The sequence below is a fragment of the Colwellia sp. MT41 genome (assembly GCF_001444365.1).
In the GTDB taxonomy this organism is placed as follows: domain Bacteria; phylum Pseudomonadota; class Gammaproteobacteria; order Enterobacterales; family Alteromonadaceae; genus Colwellia; species Colwellia marinimaniae.
The window spans coordinates 1,384,541-1,407,416 of sequence record NZ_CP013145.1 but is presented as its reverse complement, the minus strand read 5'-3'; the positions used below and the strand labels follow the sequence as shown (position 1 = coordinate 1,407,416).

19 protein-coding genes are annotated in these 22,876 nt (G+C 39.6%); 9 read left to right on the top strand and 10 right to left on the bottom strand.

The features are described from left to right. Positions 1-65: 65 nt before the first annotated feature. The 4 genes from frr to rpsB form a co-directional block, all read right to left on the bottom strand. Positions 66-623 carry a ribosome recycling factor gene (gene frr, locus CMT41_RS05965; protein WP_057180278.1) on the bottom strand — a complete coding sequence of 186 codons (558 nt, stop codon included), beginning with the start codon at positions 621-623 and terminating at the stop codon, positions 66-68. A 93-nt stretch (positions 624-716) separates the two neighbouring features. Continuing rightward, complete coding sequence (pyrH, locus tag CMT41_RS05960) at positions 717-1,448, bottom strand: UMP kinase (RefSeq protein ID WP_057180276.1); 732 nt, start codon at positions 1,446-1,448, stop codon at positions 717-719. A gap of 256 nt (positions 1,449-1,704) precedes the next feature. Further along, complete coding sequence (tsf, locus tag CMT41_RS05955; RefSeq protein WP_057180274.1) at positions 1,705-2,553, bottom strand: translation elongation factor Ts; 849 nt, start codon at positions 2,551-2,553, stop codon at positions 1,705-1,707. A gap of 137 nt (positions 2,554-2,690) precedes the next feature. After that, the gene (gene rpsB / locus CMT41_RS05950) at positions 2,691-3,419 is read right to left on the bottom strand and encodes a 30S ribosomal protein S2 (RefSeq protein ID WP_057180272.1); all 729 of its coding nucleotides are present in this window, start codon (positions 3,417-3,419) and stop codon (positions 2,691-2,693) included. 410 nt (positions 3,420-3,829) lie between these two features. Between rpsB and CMT41_RS05945 the strand changes: the two genes are divergently transcribed. The 7 genes from CMT41_RS05945 to serA all read left to right on the top strand — a co-directional run bounded on the left by CMT41_RS05945 (position 3,830) and on the right by serA (position 12,069). Next, the gene (locus CMT41_RS05945) at positions 3,830-4,450 is read left to right on the top strand and encodes a DsbA family protein (protein WP_058026628.1); all 621 of its coding nucleotides are present in this window, start codon (positions 3,830-3,832) and stop codon (positions 4,448-4,450) included. Between the two features lie 111 nt (positions 4,451-4,561). Beyond that, a complete protein-coding gene (gene map, locus CMT41_RS05940) occupies positions 4,562-5,350 on the top strand; it encodes a type I methionyl aminopeptidase (RefSeq protein WP_057180266.1) in 789 nt (262 codons plus the stop codon). A gap of 66 nt (positions 5,351-5,416) precedes the next feature. Next, a complete protein-coding gene (glnD, locus tag CMT41_RS05935) occupies positions 5,417-8,053 on the top strand; it encodes a [protein-PII] uridylyltransferase (protein ID WP_082606448.1) in 2,637 nt (878 codons plus the stop codon). Between the two features lie 46 nt (positions 8,054-8,099). After that, positions 8,100-8,942 (top strand): 2,3,4,5-tetrahydropyridine-2,6-dicarboxylate N-succinyltransferase, encoded by an 843-nt coding sequence (gene dapD / locus CMT41_RS05930; RefSeq protein ID WP_058026627.1) that lies wholly within the window; start codon positions 8,100-8,102, stop codon positions 8,940-8,942. A gap of 301 nt (positions 8,943-9,243) precedes the next feature. After that, on the top strand, positions 9,244-9,648 hold the full coding sequence (locus tag CMT41_RS05925; protein WP_058026626.1) for a hypothetical protein: 405 nt from the start codon (positions 9,244-9,246) through the stop codon (positions 9,646-9,648). A gap of 333 nt (positions 9,649-9,981) precedes the next feature. Continuing rightward, on the top strand, positions 9,982-10,638 hold the full coding sequence (gene rpiA, locus CMT41_RS05920) for a ribose-5-phosphate isomerase RpiA (protein WP_058026625.1): 657 nt from the start codon (positions 9,982-9,984) through the stop codon (positions 10,636-10,638). A gap of 177 nt (positions 10,639-10,815) precedes the next feature. Next, positions 10,816-12,069, top strand: coding sequence for a phosphoglycerate dehydrogenase (serA, locus tag CMT41_RS05915; RefSeq protein WP_058026624.1), 1,254 nt, complete (start codon positions 10,816-10,818; stop codon positions 12,067-12,069). Positions 12,070-12,195: 126 nt separating this feature from the next. Here the strand turns inward: serA and CMT41_RS05910 are convergent, their stop codons facing one another. From CMT41_RS05910 to dbpA, 5 genes are all read right to left on the bottom strand, one after another. Then, positions 12,196-13,698: a CoA-acylating methylmalonate-semialdehyde dehydrogenase gene (locus CMT41_RS05910; RefSeq protein WP_058026623.1), complete on the bottom strand. Its 1,503-nt coding sequence runs from the start codon at positions 13,696-13,698 to the stop codon at positions 12,196-12,198. A 234-nt stretch (positions 13,699-13,932) separates the two neighbouring features. Continuing rightward, the gene (locus tag CMT41_RS05905; protein WP_058026622.1) at positions 13,933-14,769 is read right to left on the bottom strand and encodes a tRNA-uridine aminocarboxypropyltransferase; all 837 of its coding nucleotides are present in this window, start codon (positions 14,767-14,769) and stop codon (positions 13,933-13,935) included. A gap of 157 nt (positions 14,770-14,926) precedes the next feature. Continuing rightward, positions 14,927-15,766, bottom strand: a complete 840-nt coding sequence (locus CMT41_RS05900; protein ID WP_058026621.1) for a DUF2884 family protein — start codon at positions 15,764-15,766, stop codon at positions 14,927-14,929. Between the two features lie 218 nt (positions 15,767-15,984). Next, entirely contained in the window at positions 15,985-17,094 is a 1,110-nt protein-coding gene (gene zapE, locus CMT41_RS05895; protein ID WP_057180253.1) for a cell division protein ZapE, read from the bottom strand. 29 nt (positions 17,095-17,123) lie between these two features. Then, positions 17,124-18,530 carry an ATP-dependent RNA helicase DbpA gene (gene dbpA / locus CMT41_RS05890; protein WP_058026620.1) on the bottom strand — a complete coding sequence of 469 codons (1,407 nt, stop codon included), beginning with the start codon at positions 18,528-18,530 and terminating at the stop codon, positions 17,124-17,126. Positions 18,531-18,930: 400 nt separating this feature from the next. On the opposite strand from dbpA, the gene CMT41_RS05885 reads away from it, so the two are divergent. Together CMT41_RS05885 and CMT41_RS18555 are read left to right on the top strand one after the other, a co-directional pair. Then, the gene (locus CMT41_RS05885; RefSeq protein ID WP_058026619.1) at positions 18,931-19,368 is read left to right on the top strand and encodes a hypothetical protein; all 438 of its coding nucleotides are present in this window, start codon (positions 18,931-18,933) and stop codon (positions 19,366-19,368) included. Between the two features lie 87 nt (positions 19,369-19,455). After that, entirely contained in the window at positions 19,456-19,620 is a 165-nt protein-coding gene (locus CMT41_RS18555; RefSeq protein WP_082606447.1) for a DUF2986 domain-containing protein, read from the top strand. A gap of 137 nt (positions 19,621-19,757) precedes the next feature. Here the strand turns inward: CMT41_RS18555 and CMT41_RS05880 are convergent, their stop codons facing one another. Continuing rightward, a complete protein-coding gene (locus CMT41_RS05880; RefSeq protein ID WP_057180247.1) occupies positions 19,758-22,871 on the bottom strand; it encodes an efflux RND transporter permease subunit in 3,114 nt (1,037 codons plus the stop codon). Positions 22,872-22,876: the final 5 nt, after the last annotated feature.

Here is a 22,876-nt window from a genome sequence, read left to right as displayed (position 1 = left end):
ATCACACTTAAGCAAAAACGCCAGTTGGTTTTTTAACAGCAAGCTGGCGTTTTAAAAGCACTAACTTATATTTCCATCAGTTCCGTTTCTTTTTTCATAAGGACTTCATCAATTTGCTTAACAAAAGTATTGGTGATTTTCTGAATTGAGTCTTCAGCTTGATGATGTTCATCTTCACTGATTTCTTTTTCTTTTAACAAACTTTTAAAGTCTGAGTTAGCATCTCGGCGGATATTACGAATGGCCACTTTACCGCCCTCTGCTTCGCCACGGACAACTTTTACTAAATCTTTACGACGTTCTTCGGTAAGCGGTGGTAAGGGAATACGTATCAAAGTGCCATTTGATTGTGGATTTAAACCTAAGTCAGATTTTAATATCGCTTTTTCAACCGCACCAATCATGCCTTTATCAAAAACAGTAATCGCAAGGCTGCGTGCATCAGGAACCGAAATATTACCCACTTGATTTAACGGCGTGTCCATACCGTAATATTGCACCACAATATTATCTAATAAGGAAACATGTGCACGTCCTGTTCTTATTTTATTCAAGCTGCTTTTTAAAGCATCAATAGTCTTACCCATACGTTGTTGAGCATCTTCAATTATTTCATCTATCACGTTCTATTCCCTAAATATTATCATGTTAACTTAAGCCAGCAAGCTACTTACCTTGGCTTATTCACACTTAGTTTTAAGCTGAGTATCGAAAAGTTATGACTTGTGTCTAATTATTGTACCTTCGCTACCACCCATGATGACAGATTTCAACGCACCAGGTTTATTCATATTAAATACACGAATAGGCATGTTGTGATCTCGTGCTAAAGTAAAGGCCGCTAAGTCCATTACTTTTAATTCTTTATCAATGACTTCATCATAACTTAGTTCGGCATAAAGCTCAGCATCTGGATTTTTAACTGGGTCTTCTGAATAGACGCCATCAACTTTAGTCGCTTTTAATACTACGTCGGCTTCAATTTCAATACCACGTAAACACGCAGCTGAATCTGTTGTAAAAAATGGATTACCGGTACCGGCAGAAAAAATAACCACTCGGCCAGATTTCAACAAGCTAATTGCATTTGCCCAATTATAACGTTCACATACCCCCGCTAAATCTATCGCTGACATTAAGCGGGTATTAACAAAAGCACGATGTAAGGCATCACGCATGGCTAAACCATTCATTACGGTGGCAAGCATACCCATTTGATCACCAACAACACGATTCATGCCAGCTTCAGCTAAACCTGCACCACGGAATAAATTACCACCACCAATAACGAGACCCACTTGGATGCCCATTTCCACCAGCTCCTTTATCTCTTGAGCCATACGGTCAAGTACTTTAGGATCAATACCAAAACCCTCTTCTCCCATCAGTGCTTCACCACTGATTTTTAATAATATTCGTCGATAAACAGGTTTCGGATTGGTTGTCATAGGGAAAAATTCCTGTAGCAGTTAGGTAATTAAGCAAAATAGAGCCAAGGTCAAAAGACCGCGGCTATTTTAATACGTTTAGCCTAGACACGAAAGACTAAACTGAAAAAACTCTTTTTTTTTCGGTAAATAAGCCAACTTCACCCTAAACATTAAAAATCAGCCATAAAAAAACGTCTACCAAGGCAGACGTTTTTAGTAATTCATCTTATCAGACGCTCATAGCAATAAAACTAAGGCATCAAAGAAAATAGAATTATGCTTTAGCAGCAGCAATTTGTGCTTCTACTTCAGCAGCAAAATCTTCATCTTTCTTCTCAATACCTTCGCCGACTTCTAGACGAACGAAAGCAGAAATCGTAAGACCTTTTTCTTTCAATATTTCACCAACAGTTTTCTTTGGTTCCATGATGAAAGCTTGACCACTTAAAGAAACTTCACCGGTAAACTTGCGCATACGGCCTGTTACCATTTTCTCAGCAATCTCTTGAGGTTTACCTTCGTTCATTGCGATTTCAATTTGAATTGCTTTCTCTTTTTCAACGATATCACTCGGAACAGAATCTGGAGTAAGGTATTCAGGTTTGCTTGCCGCAACGTGCATAGCGATGTGTTTCATTGCTTCCGCATCACCTTCACCTGCAACAACTACACCAATTTTAGCACCGTGAGAATAAGAAGCTAAGTTAGTACCTTCTACATATTCAACACGACGAACATTGATGTTTTCACCAATTTTAGTCACTAAAGCAACACGTTTTTCTTCAAATTGTGCTTGTAACTCGGTAATTGAAACTTTTGATTCCAGTGCAGCATCAGCAACGGCATTGGCAAAACCTAAAAAGTTTTCATCCATAGCGACGAAATCAGTTTGACAGTTAACTTCAACTAATGCCGCTGTATTTGCTGACATTTTAATGATAATTGCGCCTTCAGCAGCAATATTACCTGCTTTTTTAGCCGCTTTAGCTTGACCGTTCTTACGCATATTTTCAATCGCAAGTTCCATATCACCGTCAGCTTCTGTTAACGCATTTTTACAATCCATCATGCCCGCAGCTGTGCGTTGACGTAATTCTTTAACCATTGCAGCAGTAATTGCCATGAGTAAATTCCTCGGTTTTCAGTTATCCCCGTCGCAGCGCTAATAATAACGTAGGCGTTGGGAATAAATATTAAATAAGTTGCCACAAAAGCACGCTTTTGTGGCAATAGCTAAATAAAACGTGTTAATAACTGAGATTATTCAGCTTCAACAAAATCGTCTTTTTCAGCTTGTACAACGATGTTTTGCTCACGACCACTTATTACAGCGTCAGCAACAGCGTTACAGTATAAACTTACTGCACGAATAGCATCATCATTACCCGGTACGATGTAATCAATACCATCTGGGTTAGAGTTAGTATCAACAACAGAAATTATTTTGATACCAAGATTATTTGCTTCTTTAACAGCAATATGTTCGTGATCAGCATCAATGATAAATAAAACGTCAGGTAAACCACCCATGTTTTTAATACCACCTAAACTTTTATCAAGTTTTTCCATTTCACGAGTACGCATTAACGCTTCTTTTTTAGTTAAAGCTTCAAAAGTACCGTCAGTGCTTTGTGCTTCTAAATCTTTTAAACGTTTGATTGATTGACGAACTGTTTTCCAGTTAGTCAACATACCACCTAACCAGCGATGGTTAACGAAGAATTGGTCAGATTTAATTGCCGCGTCTTTGATTGCTTCACTTGCAGCACGTTTAGTACCGACAAATAACACTTTACCTTTTTTCGATGAAACGTTACTTACAAAAGCAAGGGCTTCATTAAACATAGGCACAGTTTTTTCAAGGTTGATGATATGTACTTTATCGCGAGAACCGAAAATGAATGGTTTCATTTTTGGATTCCAGTAACGTGTTTTGTGACCGAAGTGAACACCAGCTTTAAGCATATCGCGCATTGAAACGTTTGACATTGTCTTTTCCTTTATGGGGTTAAGCGTTCATACACCCAATATACACGACTCTTATTTGCTTAAGACTAAAATCTTAAAGCTGAGCACCCCGGTATACCTTTAATGGATGTATGTGAGTTTATAATAATGACTTACCAACCAAAAAGCTTAAGAGCATCTTGATTAACTCGTCGATTTAAATTGTCACTAAACCAAGCCAAAGCCCCTAAGTTAATGTAAAAAACATAGAAAAAGGGCTGCAACTAACAATTTAGCGCCGCACTTTATACCATAAAACAGCCCCTTTAGCGAGATATAAATGATTTATCGCTAAAGGGTGATTTATAGTGGGATATTAACTCAAGGCGAGTTAAAATCATCTAACAGCTAAATATTTCAACCAAATAATCCCTTTTTTTGTAGAGTAAGCAATGTCAGCAGAATTATTTTTTATTTATGACAGTCACTGTCCGTGGAGTTATGCCGCAACCCCTTTAGTTAATGCGGTAAAACAATCGTTACCCCAAGTATCACTTAATTTATGGCATTGCGCCTATTTTTCTGATGCTGACGGTGAGAATGTAATTACTAAACAGCAGATTGTGCAAGTCAAAGAGCTTTCATCGGTCAGCTTTTCCCCTGACTATATGAAAAACTTATCACAGGGGCGAGATTCCACCTTGTGCGCCAATTTAATGACTTGGGCGACAAATAAAACCTCACAACAAGCATTATCTTTATTAAATGCGCTACAAGCAGCACACTTTGGTGCCGGTAAGCAACTGAGTGAACAAGCTGATTTTACAAATATTGTTAATGAATTCAAATTATCAGTACCCGCAAAAGTTTTTAATAACAGCAAATTGACTAATGATGCCGTAGCGCAAGTGCATGAGATCTACGCGCTGCAAGAAATCATAACAACTAAAGCTATACCGGCCTTGCTACTGGCTATTAATGATGAGTTGATTTTGCTTAATCATAATTTATATTTACAAAACCCAGACGATTTTATTGACGCAATAAAATTAGAGTTAAATAAACACAGTTAACTTGCTACCTTATCGGCAAGTAATTCATCTTTCATGATGAAACAATCAATAATTAAAAGCCTAGCGGCACATAATAATACCGCTAGCGCAAACTTAAAGAGATAGAGCAACATGGCCATCACCATAAAAAGCCAAGAAGAAATCGCTAAAATGCGTATTGCCGGGCAATTAGCCGCTGACGTGTTAGAAATGATTACGCCGCATGTAAAAGCCGGCATTAGCACTAATGAGCTAAATACCCTCTGTGCCGAATATACTGAAAAAGTACAACATGCCATTTCTGCGCCGCTCAATTATCATGACTTTCCAAAGTCGATTTGTACGTCAATAAATCATGTGGTTTGTCACGGTATTCCTGATGATAGCGTGTTAACCGATGGTGATATTATCAACATCGATATCACCGTGATAAAAGACGGTTATCATGGTGATACCAGTAAGATGTTTATCCTAGGTGAAGCATCTCTTGAAGATAGCCGCCTATGTCGCATTACCCAAGAGTCTTTATACCTAGCACTAAAAAAAGTAAAACCTGGCACTACCTTTGGTGAAATTGGCACAACAATTCAAAAATTCATCAAAAAATCTGGCCGCTATGCTATCGTCAAAGATTATTGTGGTCACGGTATAGGTAAAGAGTTTCATGAAGAGCCACAAATAGTTCACTATAAAAACAACGACAAAACCAAGATGGAAGTTGGCATGTGTTTTACTATCGAGCCTATGGTTAACCTAGGTCGCGCTAACACAATCTTAGATAAAACAGATAACTGGACTGTTTTCACTGCTGATGGTAAAAAATCCGCACAATGGGAGCACACCATAGTCGTGACCAAAACAGGTTGTGAAATATTAACCTTGCGTAAAGAAGAAACCATTGCTCGTCTATTACACAACTAATATTTAAACAATTAGCTGCAAAAAGATAAGGCCTAACAGATAACCGAATAGATAAAGGGTAAGCTCTTGACCAGTCAGCCAGTATCAGCACATATAGTGCCCGCACATTTTATTGAAAAATTAGCCCTTAGTGCTGACTTTTTGTCTACCCGAGATATCTGCTTATTAAGCCAAGCATTTAAAGAATGGTTAAAAGACGTTTTTATCGATAGTGATATAAGTGATCTCTTATCAGCACGCGCTGCTTTTGTTGATGCCATTTTAACAAAGCTCTGGTGTCAGCACCACCTTGATGAATATCAAATTAGCTTAGTTGCTGTTGGTGGCTATGGTCGTGGTGAGTTACACCCACAATCAGACATTGATATATTATTATTAACACAAGAACAAATTAACGTAGAACTAGAAGAAAAAATTTCAAGTTTCATTACCCAACTCTGGGATATAAAACTTGATATTGGCCATAGTGTTCGTTCCATTAAAGAGTGCTTAAAACAAGCAGTAAAAGAAGTCACTATTGCGACAAACTTAATGGAAATGCGACAAATCACCGGTAATGAGACACTTACCCAGCAGTTAATGCCATTACTGAATGAAGATGTTTTTTGGACCTCAGAAAAATTTTTTCTCGCTAAGTGTAAAGAGCAGGAAAACAGACACCAACAATATCGCGGTGCGGCTTATACACTGGAACCCAATTTAAAAGCAAACCCGGGGGGGTTACGTGATATCCAAACCATTGCTTGGGTGGCCAAACGACATTTTTCCGCCGACTCCTTAGAAGAGTTAGTTGAACATAATTATCTCTACCCCAATGAATTTTTCGAATTATTAGAATCTCAAGATTACCTTTGGCGCATGCGTTTTGCCCTACACTTTGTTGCTGGGCGCAATGAAAACCGGCTTTTATTTGATTACCAAGCTGATGTAGCCAAAATGATGGGCTTTGGTGATGAAGGTAAAGCCCCCATTGAGCGTATGATGAAGCGCTTCTTTCGGATTATTTCCCGAGTGACTGAATTAAATACCATGCTATTACAGCATTTTGAACAAGCTATCATCAAAAAGCCTGAGCAAAGCAGCGTTAGTATTATCAATCAAGATTTTGAATTAGTGGATACCTTAATCAATACTCGCAATGATCGTATTTTTATGCGGCCAGTAAAAATGATTGAAATGTTTTTAATTATCGCGCAAGAGCCAGCAATTAAAGGTATACATTCACACACGATCAGATTAATGCGTAATGCTCGACGACGTTTAATTTCAGGGTTAATTGATTATGCTGAATGTCGTCGCATGTTTATGGCAATTATTCGTCATCCCCGAGGTTTAGGTTTAGCATTAACCTTAATGCACAAACACAGTATTATCGGTGCCTATTTGCCCTTATGGCGCAATATTGTTGGTCAAATGCAATTCGATCTTTTCCATGCCTATTCAGTCGATGAACACAGCTACCGAGTGGTTAAGAATTTATATCAGTTCAGCCAAAAAGAGCACAACCATAAATTCCCTCTGTGTAGTAAAATAGCGCAAAAAATTCGTAAACCGGAAGTGCTATATCTGGCCGGATTTTTTCATGATATAGGTAAAGGCCGTGGTGGCAATCATGCTCAATTAGGGGCGGTAGATGCGTTAAATTTCTGTTTGTCGCATCAAATGAGTAAACATGATAGTAATATGGTGGCCTGGTTAGTTGAATATCATTTATTAATGTCTGTTACCGCTCAGCGCCGCGATATTACTGATGAAAATGTCATTCGCACTTTCGGGGAAATTGTCCGTGATGAAGCGCATCTTAATTACCTCTATTGTTTAACCGTTGCCGACATGCGTGCCACCAATGAAAGCCTGTGGAATAACTGGAAAGCCAATCTACTGGAAGAACTGTACTTTAATACCTTAAGCGCTTTTCGTCATGGCTTAGAAAAACCCGTAGAAATACGCGCTAAAATTCGAGAAAACCAACAACAAGCATTAGCTATATTAAGTAAAAACAATATCGATGAACATGCGATTAAAGCGTTATGGCATGAATTTAAAATAGATTATTTTTTACGTTATTCACCTGAACAAATAGCCAGGCAATGCCAAAATATACTTAAACACGATAGAGAAAAGCCGTTGGTGCTGATTAGCCCTGAGCCCTATCGAGGTGGCACAGAAGTATTTATTTTCACTAAAGAAAAAAGCAATACTTTCGCCAATACCGTGTCCTTTTTAGACACTAAAAAACTCTCTATTCATGATGCCAAAATCATTACCACTAAAACAGGCTATACGGTAAATACCTTTGTCGTACTTGATAGCAGGAATAAGCCGCTACGAGAGCGTTTCTACACTAAAGAAATTAGCCAAGCCTTAGTTGATAAGCTAGGTCAAGAAGGTGTCTGTTACCTGCCTGAGCCTAAATTACCCAGACAGATCAAACAATTTAAAGTACCGCTACGCGTTAATTTTATCAAGATACATGCGAAGAATCGTACCATGATTGAAATAATCGCTCTAGATAGACCCGGCTTGTTATCAAATATTGGCCAAGTCTTTCAGAAAGAGCAGATTAATATCCATTCAGCTAAAATAACAACTTTTGGTGAAAAAGCTGATGATGTATTTACTATCTCTACCCTAGAAAATAATGCGCTAACCAGTCAAGAGCAAGAAGATTTAGCCATACGGTTAACACAGGAGATTGATTGAGTTACCGCCTTTATAACACCTTTAAAATTTCAAATAGGAAAGCCTAATGACAGAGTTAAAGCACTTAGCTAGCGTGATTGAACAAGCTTTTGAAGAAAGAGCCAGTATTACACCAGCAACCGTTTCAAGTGAGATTAGAAATGCCGTAATTGAAGCTATAGCAGCATTGAATAATGGTAGTGCCCGTGTTGCCGAAAAAGTAGCAGGGGAATGGCAGGTTAACCAGTGGCTTAAAAAAGCGGTACTACTTTCTTTTCGTATCTGGGATAACCAAGTCATTGATGGTGCAGAAAGTACTTTTTTTGACAAGGTACCGATGAAATATGACGGTTACACTAAGGCTATGTTTGTCGCCGATGGTGTCCGTATTGTACCGGGTGCAAGTGTGCGCACCGGTAGTTTTATTGGTAAGAATGTGGTGGTAATGCCAAGCTTTGTTAATATCGGCGCTTTTATCGATGAAGGTTGTATGATTGATGCTTGGGCTACCGTTGGCTCATGTGCACAAATAGGTAAAAACGTACATTTATCTGGTGGTGTCGGCATTGGTGGAGTCTTAGAGCCGTTACAAGCGGGTCCAACCATCATTGAAGATAACTGTTTTATTGGCGCACGTTCAGAAATTGTTGAAGGTGTGATAGTTGAAGAAGGTGCGGTAATTTCTATGGGCGTTTATATCGGCCAAAGTACCCGTATTTTCGATAGAGAAACCGGTGAAGTTCATTATGGCCGCGTACCTGCAGGCTCAGTTGTAGTACCGGGTAACTTACCTTCAGCTTGTGGTACATACAGTTTATATGCGGCTATTATCGTCAAAAAAGTGGATGCTAAAACGCTCGCCAAAGTAGGTATAAATGAGCTACTACGCTCAGTTGCTGAAGAGTCGTAACTTTAGTATGCGCTAAAGCGCTAAAAAATTGACACTAGTCTGGCTAATCAAGCTTGCTCAGGAGTTATTGCTAATAATAACACCCTAGCAAGCTTTTTTATTAGCTAAAAAAGTAAACTTAAAATTATATTAAACCAATACTCAGTGGATAATAACCAGCTATTCAGCTGTTATTGTTAAGCATTTTTATATGATGGCCTCTCAATAACATCAACGCACTCTATAAGTAATACTTTTTGGCATAACACTTGCCCTATTGAATGTAACTCAATCATTACTTGTCGTTATTGTTAGGTTTGTTATGAAAGTATTTAAAATAGGCTGCTATCTTTTTCTATATCTGCTTGTTACTGGCTGTAGTAATAGCGCACAAGTAAATTCAAGTCCGATGATGAATCACTATTTTGCTAATAATTTTAGCCGCAGTGACTTTACCAGCCATCATAAGGGTTCAATAAAAAAAGCAGCGTCTTCAGATCATCAATTAATGTTTGCTTTACTCAACAGGCCTATGCCTGAAGATCAACGTATGATGTTAGCCTTTGCCAAGCGGCAGGCAAGTTATCTGCCGGATAGTACTTTCGTCGGTACTGACATTAAAGGTAAAAAAAATGCCAGTGATGACCAAGATCGAGTCATTTCTCATTATGCTCAGCTTATCGAGCCAGATATCAATGCCGTAGTCATTAGTGCCATGCCCCAATAGGCAGCGCACATAGTAAAGTTAAATATTAACGGCCAGAAATAGCGAAGTACCCTGAACTATGGATAAGCGGCACTTACTCAACAGCCCTTTATTTACCAATATAGCAACCGAACAGGCGCAAAATCACTCACCAAAGTCCCTCCCCCTAGCTAAAGTTACCACCAACTAACCGTACTAATGCCATAAGCATTATGGCTAAATCACTTAGCACAAAAAGACTTTAGCTTGCTATAACTATCAGATTATTTAATGTTATAATTACTATTTTAAAAATCCTCCAAGGGCTGGTAAAGCTCACTTTAACAGCAAGAGTTTGCTAATAAGGCATATAACATGACTCAAGATGAAATGAAAAAAGCAGCCGCCATCAAGGCATTGGAATTCATTGAAAACAATACTATCGTCGGCGTTGGTACGGGTTCAACCGTTAACTTTTTTATTGATGGCTTGGCGACCATGAAAGACAAAATCACCGGTGCGGTTTCAAGCTCGCAAGAGTCAACTAAACGCTTAGAAGCGCACGGTATTGAAGTATTTGATTTAAACAGTGTTGGTGTCTTAGATGTCTATGTTGATGGTGCTGATGAAATCACTAACCATATGGCAATGATTAAGGGTGGCGGCGCCGCATTAACCCGTGAAAAAATCGTTGCTGCGGTAGCCAAAAAATTTATTTGTATTGCCGATGAGTCAAAACAAGTAAAGGTTTTGGGTAACTTCCCTTTACCGGTTGAAGTTATCCCTATGGCGCGTAGCTATGTTGCCCGCGAATTGGTTAAGCTAGGCGGTGACCCAGATTATCGTCAAGGAGTAGTCACGGACAATGGCAACGTTATTATTGATGTTCACAACCTCACAATTCTTGATCCAAAAGCACTAGAAATGCAGATTAATGCTATTGTCGGTGTGGTAACTAATGGCTTGTTTGCCCTTCGTGGCGCTGACATACTCGTGCTAGGCTGCAGTGATGGTATTAAAGTAATCCAATAATTACCCCCGCCCCTTTTAAGTAGAATATTCACTATTAAGCATATTTATTCTTAAATATGCTTAATAAGTTCTTTAGAGTCTATACACTATATGATATGTTAAACTTCTATTTTAGATATCTAGCCATCTAAACAAATATGTATTGATCTTTTAACTCAGGATAAGCGAAACCAGTTTATGACCATTGCCAACAAAAATTCATTAGCAAAAGACAAAATTAAGATTTTATTACTTGAAGGCTTGCACCCAAGCTCTATTGAAGAGTTAAAGTTAAAAGGCTATTCAAATATTGAATCGTTAAAAACCTCACTGTCAGAAAGTGAGTTAATTGAAAAAATTGCTGATGTTCATTTTATCGGCATCCGCTCACGCACTCAATTAACGGATAAAGTACTTAGCCACGCCAATAAGTTAGTTGCCATTGGTTGTTTTTGTATTGGCACCAACCAAGTTGATTTAAAAGCAGCACAAAATCTTGGCATACCTGTTTTTAATGCCCCCTTTTCCAATACACGTTCTGTGGCTGAGTTAGTGCTGGGTGAAGCACTATTATTACTTCGTGGTATCCCTGAAAAAAGTGCTAAAGCACATCGCGGTGAATGGTTTAAATCGGCGGTAGGCTCGGTGGAAGCACGTGGTAAAGTACTAGGTATTATTGGTTACGGTCATATTGGCATGCAATTAGGCATTTTGGCGGAAACGTTAGGCATGAGAGTACACTTTTATGATATCGAAACTAAATTACCACTCGGTAATGCCCGCCAATCGCCAACATTAGAGTCATTACTTGCTGAAGCCGACGTGGTGAGTTTACATGTACCAGAAACAGCACAAACTCACAATATGATTGCTCAAGCCCAGTTTTCAGCAATGAAAAATGGCGCAATATTTATCAATGCTTCTCGTGGTACTGTGGTTGATATTAACGCCTTAGCACAAGCGTTAGAGTGTAAAAAAATAGCAGGGGCTGCTATAGATGTATTCCCTGTTGAGCCAAAAAGTAATGATGATGAGTTTTTCTCACCTTTACGCGGTTTTGATAATGTTATTTTAACGCCACATATTGGTGGTAGCACCAAAGAAGCACAAGCAAATATTGGCTTAGAAGTGGCAACCAAGCTGACTAAGTATTCAGATAATGGCTCAAGTTTATCTGCGGTTAACTTCCCGGAAGTATCCTTACCCGATCACACTATTCCGGGCCTAACAAGCACTAGTCGCTTATTGCATATTCACCATAACCAACCCGGTGTATTAACTAAAATCAACAATGCTTTTGCTGAGCACAATATTAATATTGCCGCGCAATACTTACAAACTGATGACAAAATTGGTTATGTTGTTATCGATATTGACTCTCAAGACAGTGAGCAAGCATTGAAAGAATTAAAACAAATTGAAGGTACTATTCGCGCCAGAATTCTGCATTAAAACGACTTCATGCAGAGTGGTACTTGAATTTCGCTCGGTAAACAAAGCGCTTAACCGATAAGAAAAGGGTCACTATACTGTAGTGACCCTTTTTATTTTTACTGAGATAACTTAAATAATCCGCTGTTACTTCATACTAATGGTGGTATGAATGGTTGAACCGTCTTGATGATCAGGTTCAAACCAGCGAGCCGTTACGGATTTAGTGTAGGTCCAAAAACTTACCACTTGCTTACCATTAGGTCCTAAATCCCCTAGTTTTGAGCCACGAGAGCCGGTAAAGCTAAAGAAGGCCACTGGTACAGGAATAGGAACATTTATACCGACTTGACCAACATCAACTTCATTTTCAAATTTTCGAGCGGCCCAACCTGAAGAAGTAAATAATGAGGTGCCATTACCATTAGGGTTCGCATTAATAATGTCTATCGCTTCATCTAAGGTATCAGCTTCTAATACACATAACGCCGGACCAAAAATTTCTTGGGTATAAATATCCATATCTGTGGTGACTTTACTAAATAACGTTGGCCCAACAAAGTTACCATTAGGGTAGCCCTCTACTTTGCAGTTCCTGCCATCAACAAGTAATTCTGCGCCTTGAGCAACACCCGAATCAAGCAGGCTAAGTATGCGTGCTTTAGCTTGTGGCGAAACCACTGGACCTAAATCAGCATCACGTTGTGTACCCGGGCCAACTTTCATCAACTTGGCACGGGCAACAATTTCAGGTAACCACTCACGTGCTTCACCCACTAAAATAGTGACTGGATTTGCCATACAACGTTGACCAGCGGCCCCAAAAGCTGAGCCTAATAAATCATTAATTGCCCTGTCCTTATTAGCATCAGGCATGATCACCATGTGATTTTTAGCGCCCATCATAGCTTGTGCACGTTTGCCATGTTTACAGGCAAGATTATAAACGTGGGTACCTACCGCAGTAGAGCCAATAAACGATACGGCTTTAACCGCATCACTTTCAATAAGTTGGTTAACTACGTCAGGGCCACCATGGATGACATTAAGAACACCTGGAGGGATACCCGCTTCTAACGCAAGTTCAACAAAGCGTATGGTTGATGAGGGGGCTTGCTCGGATGGTTTTAATATAAAAGTGTTACCACAAGCAATAGCCGGCGGAAACATAAAAGCGGGCAACATTAATGGGAAGTTAAAGGCCGTAATGCCAACACCAACACCAAGGGGTTTATTCAGGGTATAAGTATCAATACCTGTGGCCGAATTGTTGGCAATTTCTCCTAATTGTAGACGGGTAATTGAACAAGCATTTTCAATAGCTTCAAGTGAACGCCCTACTTCACCTTCCGCATCGGGTAAGGTTTTACCATGCTCTAAGGTAATTAACTCAGCTAGCTCTTGGCTATGTTCACGTACCAAGTGCTGAAAATTAAACATAATACGCATTCGATTTGTTAAAGAAACCTTTGACCAGCTTTTAAAGGCTTGCTCTGCACTAGCAATGGCAGCTGCAACTTCTTCACGGGTTGCTACCGGTACACGAGCAACAACTTCTTGGGTCGCGGGATTGAGTACATCCAACCAAGTATCGGTTTTAGAGCGAACTTTCTCACCATTTATAATGAGTGGGATTTCTTTGATAGTCATAATAAGCCTTTATGTAATTATTAGCACAATATTAGCGACTATTGCTCTTTGCTGCATGAAAGTTCAATAGCCACTCACATTGAGTAGAATAAAGTTAACTTAAGACTTTAATTCGCTAAGTGCTAGCTTTAAAGCAATGAAAAAACGCTGAACGAATAGATACTTGCAAACTAATATTTACAAGGGAAGGCTAAGTGCATGTTTACCTTAACGTTAACTGCGGATTATTAATTACTATTCAATGGCTGCTGAATCCGGCATATTGAGGTGGTTTGGGTATAACTTGTTAACAAAACTTTGATAATTTTCTAAGGCATTAACATTGCCTTTGTTACGCTGACAGACACTTTTTTGATATTGAAAATTAAAAACATCAAACCATAAATCCAGTAGCTCCGCATTATGAGTTTCGCCATGCATAGCTAACACTCTAGCGCCAACCTCTGCAGTAGAAAACTGATGCTCAAGCTCAGTCTTTCTGACGGTATAGCGAGAGTCTTGACCTACCGGTGATACTTGCTTGTTACTGTCACTATGACAAGTGCCAAGTACCGCTGGCATAGCCGTTTTCGCATCAAAGGACACCATGGGAAAACGGTCTAAATACGGGCTTTTACGGAACATTTTTTTGGCTTCACGCCAACTGCCATCAAGCATAATAAATAGTGGCCTTTTCCCTTCAGGGCAAATAACCTTGTTAGTAAAAACTTTACGGTCATCGCCAGCATATTCTTGCGGAAAAACCAGCAGAGGAAACCACTTTTCATCATTAAGCACAGCTAATAACTCTGGGTTCACTTTAGTCCTAGACCATAAAAAAGCAAAGCTATCCGGAATAATGTCGGCAATGAGTTTGCCGGTGTTACTCGGTTTTAATACTTCAGTGTCATGCATAAGCAATACGAATCCTGCCGTTGTTTGTACATGCTCTTGACTGGGCGCTAGTGCACAGATACAAAACTGCTGAGCTAGCTGGCAAAGTTGGCAGCGAATAACCCTATAGCCTCTGGCTTTATAGGTGGTAGTACTGATGCTTTTACGGTATTGATGTAATTGATGGACAGCGTGCATGTTTCACTAAATTAAAATATAAAAAAGACTCGGCAATTATATCAGTGCAGAGCCTTAGTGTTGAGCAATATTTATATTGTCTTTTAGCGGTTAAATTACTGGCAATAATTAGACAACATAGCTAAGAGCTATATGCCTTTATACCACAACTTAGCCGCTACTTTGCGCTCGCATGATGCTCATCCTTATCATGGGCAACTGTCACGGTAAAAACATTGATATGAGCAAGCAGCTTAATTTCATCTTTCAGTTGCTCTTCTAGCGCATCCACTTCAGCAATACTGAGACAAAGTGCCAGGGCCTTTTGTTCAATTTTAGCAACCCTAGCTGTCATCTCTTGCTCTATGGTATCGGAAAAATTTTCCAATCGTGTTACAAAACTTTGCTGCTCACCCTCTGCTGCTACCATGCGCTGGCCCAGGGCAATTAAGATGCTGCCCATAGAATTTAACACTGCTTTTTCCACTACCGACTCAATACGTTGCTCAAAATCTTTACCAAGTAACTCTTCGCTGGCTAAACCATCAACACCGACATAAATGCCATCTTCAATGGATAGGTTGGCGACAATTTGAGCTCGTATTTTGGTTAACTCTTGGGTCAAATCAGCGGCGACGCTGTTACCTTCACCCAATAGCGCATTAAAAGCAAGATTAACCCCTTCTACCGCCAAATCAACACCTTCAATGGCAACACTTTTAACTTGCGGGACTAGCTGGCGAATTTTTTCATCATACTTTCGCAGCAATGCTTGCTGAGTATCGGTTAGCGCAATACTTTGCTTAGCAATGATAAGTTTTTCACCCTGGATAATTTTATATAAACTACGCATTTCACCATCATTTTCGCCTTCATCATGTAAAAACTCAATGGCGTTAGGGTTGATAGTGAAGCTGGCCGATAAATCAACATCACATGATTGGTGGGCATATATCGTTGATGATGCCAGTGAGACCGTGAGTGCACTTGCTAGTAAGGTGCGATGAAAGTAAGTCATGTTTCTATCCTTATGAAATTAAAGTCAGCGGGGGTTAGTACCCGTTGAGCGAGTCTATTGATTACAATTACCTGTAGGGCTTTACAAGCATAGTGCCAAGTTTATTTTTATATAAATATCAAACGGATAAAGAAAAATCAATATAAGGAGGCTAATAAAATGTAATCTAATTAGTCAAATTGACCAGTTATTAGTTTTTTAGTTTTAATAGGAAATTGTCAGCCGTTTTGCATTTCCATTAATCGAGACTGACACCGCTGAAATTCAAAGGCAAGTTGCTGCCCCTGATAAAGGTCAAAGATATCAACTGCAGCACTAACAATTAAGTTGACCTTTTGATCGTAGAACTCATCAACAAGGGCAATAAATCTTCGCGCTTCGTCATCAAGTAGCTGTAAATCTCCCATTAAAACACCGCTACGTTGATAACTATCTTCAACGCCTGAAAATACCGCCGGTACTAATTCACCTGAAAATTGCGGTACGTTAGCAATAAATACCGTGGAGAAGTCTTGCGCTAGCGCCATATAGTCTCGCTGACTACGGGGACCTGAACACAGAGCAAAAAAGTCGAAAAAAATAACCTGATCACTTTGAGCTAAATAACTCAGCGGTCGGTGATTAATCTCTATTTCGCCAGCAACTAACTGCTCGGTCTTTGTTAGACTTTTATAGCGGGCATTTAATTTTTTCTCACCTTGGTTAGCTAATAAAAAATAATTAGTATAAATGGCATTTTTAGCCAGGTTACTTCGTCTATGATCCACTTCACCATCAATAGAGATAACCTGACAATATTGCTTGAGCAAAGCGATAGTGGGTAGGAAGCGCTCTCTTTGTAAGCCATTACGATACAGCTGCTCAGGCCGACAATTAGAGGTAGCAACAAGCGTCACACCTTGACTAAATAGTGCCGAAAATAAACCACTAAGCAGCATAGCATCACCAATATCGGTAACAAAAAATTCATCAAAGCATAATAGATCAATGTTTTTTGCCCACGCTTTGGCAATATGGCTAAGCGGCTCTGATTGTCCGGTTAACTGAGCCAGTTGCTGGTGAACACTTTCCATAAAGTGATGGAAATGAATGCGCTTTTTATTTTTTATGGCAAGTTGCTGATAAAATAAATCCATCAGCATAGTTTTACCCCGCCCTACTCTGCCATGAAAATATAAACCTCTCACCGAGCCCTGACGGTGTTTAGCTGTGCTTTTTCTAGTGACAAGTTGCTCGGAGAGTAAAACTAAAGCATCGATGGCTTGAGTTTGAGCCGGATCAAAATCAAGCTGCTGGTTAGCAAGCAGCTCTTGGTAGGCTTTTTTCATTAGGCTTTATAGATTGACTAACTGGCTAATTAAACCGTTAAGTGACGTGCATTAAAAGTTCGCCCTTTCATTTTGCCTTTGGCTAATTTTCTTAACGCTAATTTCAATGCGCCTTTAGCAACGGCAACATAGGCTTTGTTATCGTGTACTGAAATTTTTCCCACTTGTGAGCCCTTGATGCCATTATCACCGGTAAGCGCGCCTAAGATATCACCTGGACGTACTTTTTGCTTTTTACCACCATCAATTTGAATGGTCGCCATTTTAGCTTGTGGACGTTCATTAGCCAGTACGGCTAATGATGGTAATGGCTCAGGGGTGATCACGGCGTCAAGATAATCTTCAAGTAAGCCGACTTTATAGCTTTCTTTATCACTAAAGAGTGAATAAGCTAAACCTTTACTGCCGGCACGCCCTGTACGACCAATTCTGTGTACATGCACCTCACTATCACGGGCAATATGGTAATTAATCACTAGGTCTAAACTGTCGATATCTAAACCACGTGCGGCAACGTCAGTCGCGACAAGAATTGAAGTACTTTTATTAGCAAAGCGTAATAAGGTTTGATCTCTATCACGTTGCTCTAAATCACCATGTAAAGCTAAGACGCTAAAGCCATCAAAATGTAAGCTCTCGGCAACTTGCTGGGTTTCTTTTTTGGTATTACAAAAAATAACGGTCGATTCAACTTGCTTATCTAATAACAACAAACGTAACGCGTCTAAACGGTCTTCATCGCTGCCGACTTTAAAAAACATTTGACTGATAGTTGATTGGTCTTCACTAGCAGCGATTTTAACCATTACTGGATCGGTCATGATACTTTCGCTAATAGACTGAATTTGGTCTGGAAAGGTAGCACTAAAAAGTAACGTTTGACGGTCAAGTGGTGTACGTCCAACAATATTGTCAAGTGCCGCTTGAAAGCCCATTTCTAACATACGGTCAGCTTCATCTAGCACTAACAAGTTTAAATGTTCTAATTGTAAGGTACCTTTTATAACGTGTTCTTCAAGGCGACCCGGGGTACCAACAATAACATGGGCACCATGCTCTAAAGAACCAATTTGTGGACCAAAGGGTGTACCGCCACAAAGTGTCAATATTTTAATATTATGAATACCACGTGCTAGTTTTCTCAACTCTTTCGCCACTTGGTCAGCCAGTTCACGGGTTGGACAAATCACCATTGATTGAATGCGAAACTTTTTAACGTCTAGTTTGTTAAGTAAGGCTAAACCAAAAGCTGCGGTTTTACCTGAACCGGTTTTTGCTTCGCCAATAACATCTTTGCCCTTAAGCAATTCAGGTAATGTTTTCGCTTGAATGGGTGTCATTTTCTCATAGCCAAGGGACGATAAGTTTTTAACTAACTCCTCTTTTAAGCTTAATGATGAGAAAGCTAAAGAAGATGTTGTAGGATTTGTGCTCAAGGTAACCGCCTATGGACTAAATAGCTCTGCCAAACGCGAGCCAAATGATAAGAAACTTTCATGAGAAAGATATTGCGCGCATAATAACAGTATTTTTTGCTCAACCCCAGTATATACTCAAGCGACTTCAAAATGCTTGTTCAGGACTGTTGAGTAATTCATGATCAAGGCGCACCTTTTTATTAATGATTCTTCCCTTAAAAACAGGTGCAACGACGGGCATGAGTTACTCAGCAGCCCCCAAAGGGTTGGTTTAGAAACGTTTTATCCAGCGTTATTGATTTTGACAAGGGAATAACCATTCTCTTCAATCAATACCTTGCCTAATACGTTTCTAATTCCAACTGAATCATGCAGTTTGAAGTAGTTTGAGTATATAAAAACAATGGTATGCAACCCTATGACAACAGTTTCAAAACAGTTATTACTCCAGCAATGGCAAACCTTGAATAACAATCACGAAGATTATGAACATTACGCTTTAATTATCAAGCTTGTTGCCACCACTATCACCTTGTTGACCTTTACCTTTGCCATAACAATGTTGGTTAGCTTAACGCTATTAGCTGTGCTCTGGTTACAAGAAGGAATTTGGAAAACCTTTCAGTGTCGCACTGCAAATGCGATAATGGTGATAGAAGATAAATTAGTGCTAAATGAAGCTGAACAGACCTCTGAGTCAATGCAACCTTATTTAATGTATAAACAGTGGCAAATGAATCGTCCAACTAGCAAGGTACTTATTAGCGAGTATGTTAGTAATTCATTAAAACCAACGGTGTTATACCCCTATATTCCTTTGATGCTTGTGGTAGTTATAGCAAGTCAATTCAGTTAGTTGCCACTAAGAGCTTATTAGCCTTGGTAGTAAATTTTAGTAACGCACAGCCAAAATAAATTTTAGTTTATATGTAGAGATAAAAAGATGAACAGAAAAAAGAAAATGAATAATATTTTGAATAAGAAGATAAAAAAAATGAATGCTAAATTGCATACCCCTAATAAACCTAAATACGTATCAAAAGCCGATAGAGCTAAACTTGCTGAGCAAGATAATAATGCTGAACAAGGTGAAATAGTAGAGCAATAATAGCTGCTTCACTATCTGGTTAATATCTCTTACTAGTGGCTAGAGTCTCATCTAAAACTTAGCGTAAACAAATAAAAAGGGCACCTATTAAGGTGCCCTTTTTTAGTGCTATAACTTACTGCAACTTAGTAAAACCGTTAAGTTATATCAGTATGACCTTTAAATTTTTCTCGCATGCGCTGAATCACTAGATAGAAATAAGGTACCAGTAAGGTACCAAACAGCGTTGCTGCGATCATACCTGAGAGTACGGTGACACCAAGAGAGACGCGACTACCTGCACCGGCACCGGTAGCAAAGACTAGGGGTAACACACCGAGAATAAAGGAAAAAGCTGTCATCAATACCGCACGAAAACGCATTCTTGCGGCATTAAGCGCTGAATTCATGATGGTCTCACCTGCCGCTCTTTGTTCCATGGCAAACTCAACAATCAAAATGGCGGTTTTAGTCGACAGTCCGATCAATAATACCAAACCCACTTGCGCATAGATGTTATTTGCCATGCCCACGGTATAAAGTGCCAACATTGAACCAAATAGCGCTAAAGGTACGGCCGCTAAGACCGAAAAGGGAATAGTCCAACTTTCATACTGGGCCACTAAGAATAGGTAAACAAAGAGGATAGCTAAACTAAATAAAATAATCGCTAAGTTGCCTGCTTCTAATTCTTGTTTAGACTGTCCCGCCCATTCGTAAATATAACCTTGCGGCAATTTACTCGCTAGCTCTTCCATAACATCAATAGCCTGTCCGGATGAAAAGCCAGGAGCGGCATTACCTGTGATACTAGCACTACGATACAAGTTAAAGTGACTAATAGTTGTTGGCCCTAAAATAGGTTTAATGGTTGCCAAGGTTGTTAATGGTACCATTTCATTATCTTTATTGCGGACATAGTAATAACGCAAGTCTGAGGGGTCTTTTCGAAACTTACTTTCCGCTTGGATAGTGACACGATAGGTTCGGCCAAATTGACTAAAGTCATTAATATATAAAGAGCCTAATTGCGCTTGTAAAGTAGAGAATATATCAGACAAAGCGACACCTTGTGCTTTGGCTTTATTACGGTCTACTTCTAAAAAGTACTGCGGCACATTAGCTCTAAAGGTACTAAATACCCGTGTTAATTCAGGCCTTTGATTCGCCTCATATATAAGACCATTCATCACTTGCGCTAACTCGGCTGGATCTCGGCCTTCACTGTCTTGTAATTTAAATTCAAAACCTGAACTATTACCAAGACCCGGAATAGGCGGCGGATTAAACACCATAATTTGCGCTTCAGGCATAGACCATAATTGCCCCATTAACCGTGGAATCAACTGCTTTAGTCCTAATTCAGGCGCGGTACGCTCGTCCCAGTCTTTCAGGATAATAATTGCCAGACCATTATTTGAGCCAGCGCCACCAAGCAGTGAAAAGCCTGACACGGTAATAATATCATCAACGGCTGCATCGTTTAAAATGATGGGGGTGATCTTATCCAATACCGCCTGAGTACGATTACTTGATGCAGCATCAGGTAGCTGTACATTGACAAAAAGGTAGCCTTGATCTTCAGCAGGCAAAAATGCTGTTGGTACAGAAGTTGTTAACCAACCTGCGCCAATAAAAATCAAACCGACAAACAGACCTACTCGGGTAAGTCGTTTAAGCATAAAAGCAACGGCTTTGGTATAGCTGCCAGTGACCTTAGTAATAAGACGTTCAAAGGGTATTAACCAGCGAATGGGTTTCATTTTTTCAGCGCTTAATAACACAATACAAAGTGCCGGGCTTAAAGTTAAGGCATTAATTGAAGAAATGATTACCGCAAATGAAATAGTCACTGAGAATTGTTTATATAATTCCCCGGTAATACCTGGCATAAAACCCACGGGCACAAAAACAGCAAGCAGTACTAAGGTTGTCGCTATAATAGGTCCTGAGACTTGCTCCATCGCTTTGGTTACCGCTTCTTTAATGGGCAACTGCTCTTCTTTTAAGATTCGCTCAACATTTTCGATGACGATAATAGCATCATCTACCACAATACCGATGGCAAGGACTAAACCAAATAAGGTAATGGTGTTAATTGAATAACCCATCAGCAGCATAAAAGCAAAAGTACCTATTAGTGAAACAGGGATTGCTAAGGTTGGAATGATGGCGGCACGCCAATTTTGCAGGAATAAAAACACTACTAAGACCACTAAGGCTATCGCTTGAAATAGCGTCACCATCACTTCTTCCATGGAGCGATCGATAAACTTAGTGGTATCGAATGGGATAATATACTGTAGGCCATCAGGGAATCGCTGCGCTAGATTCTCCATTTCTGCCTTAACTAACGAAGCGACTTCAGTAGCATTAGAATCAGGTAGTTGGTAGATAACAAGAAAGGCGGTTTCTTTACCATTTAACCTTGCTTGTGTTGAGTAATCTTCGGCACCTAATTCCAAACGAGCAATATCACTTAAACGAATAAAGTTACCATTAAGCTGAGCACGGATTATGATTTGGCCAAACTCCTCTGGCGTTTGTAAACGCCCTGTGGCTTGAATAGAGTACTCGAACTGTTGGTTCGGTAACGATGGGCTAGCCCCAAATTTACCGGCAGCCACAATCATATTTTGCTCTTCTAATGCCTGCCGTACTTCAGTGACGGTAATACTTAACGATGCCATGCGTTCTGGGTTTAGCCAGACACGCATGCTATAGGTCATTTCACCCATAATTTCTGCTGAGGCAACACCAGGAATACGGCCTAAAGGCTCAGTTAAATAGTTAGTGGCATAATTACTTAAAAAGAGTTGGTCAATACCTTCTTGTTCTGAAAACAAGTTAATACCTAACAACATTGAACTAGATTTTTTCTTAACATCAACCCCTTGACGAATGACCTCGGCAGGTAAAGAGCTGCTCGCTAAGGCGACTCTATTTTGCACGTTAACTTGGGCAATATCGCCATCGGTACCGACTTTGAAAAATACCGTAATAATAGCACTGCCATTATTGGAAGCAGAAGATTCGATATACATCATATCTTCTACACCATTAATTTGTTCTTCAATCGGCCTAATAACTGACTCTTCCACCACTTGCGCACTGGCTCCTGGATAGATGGCAGAGATTTGAACTTGAGTTGGTGTTATTTCTGGATACATATTTACTGGTAACACACTCATGGCAATTAAGCCGGCAAGCGTGATAACAATAGAGATAACAAACGCAAATTTAGGGCGGTTGATAAAAACTTTACTGATCATAAAAT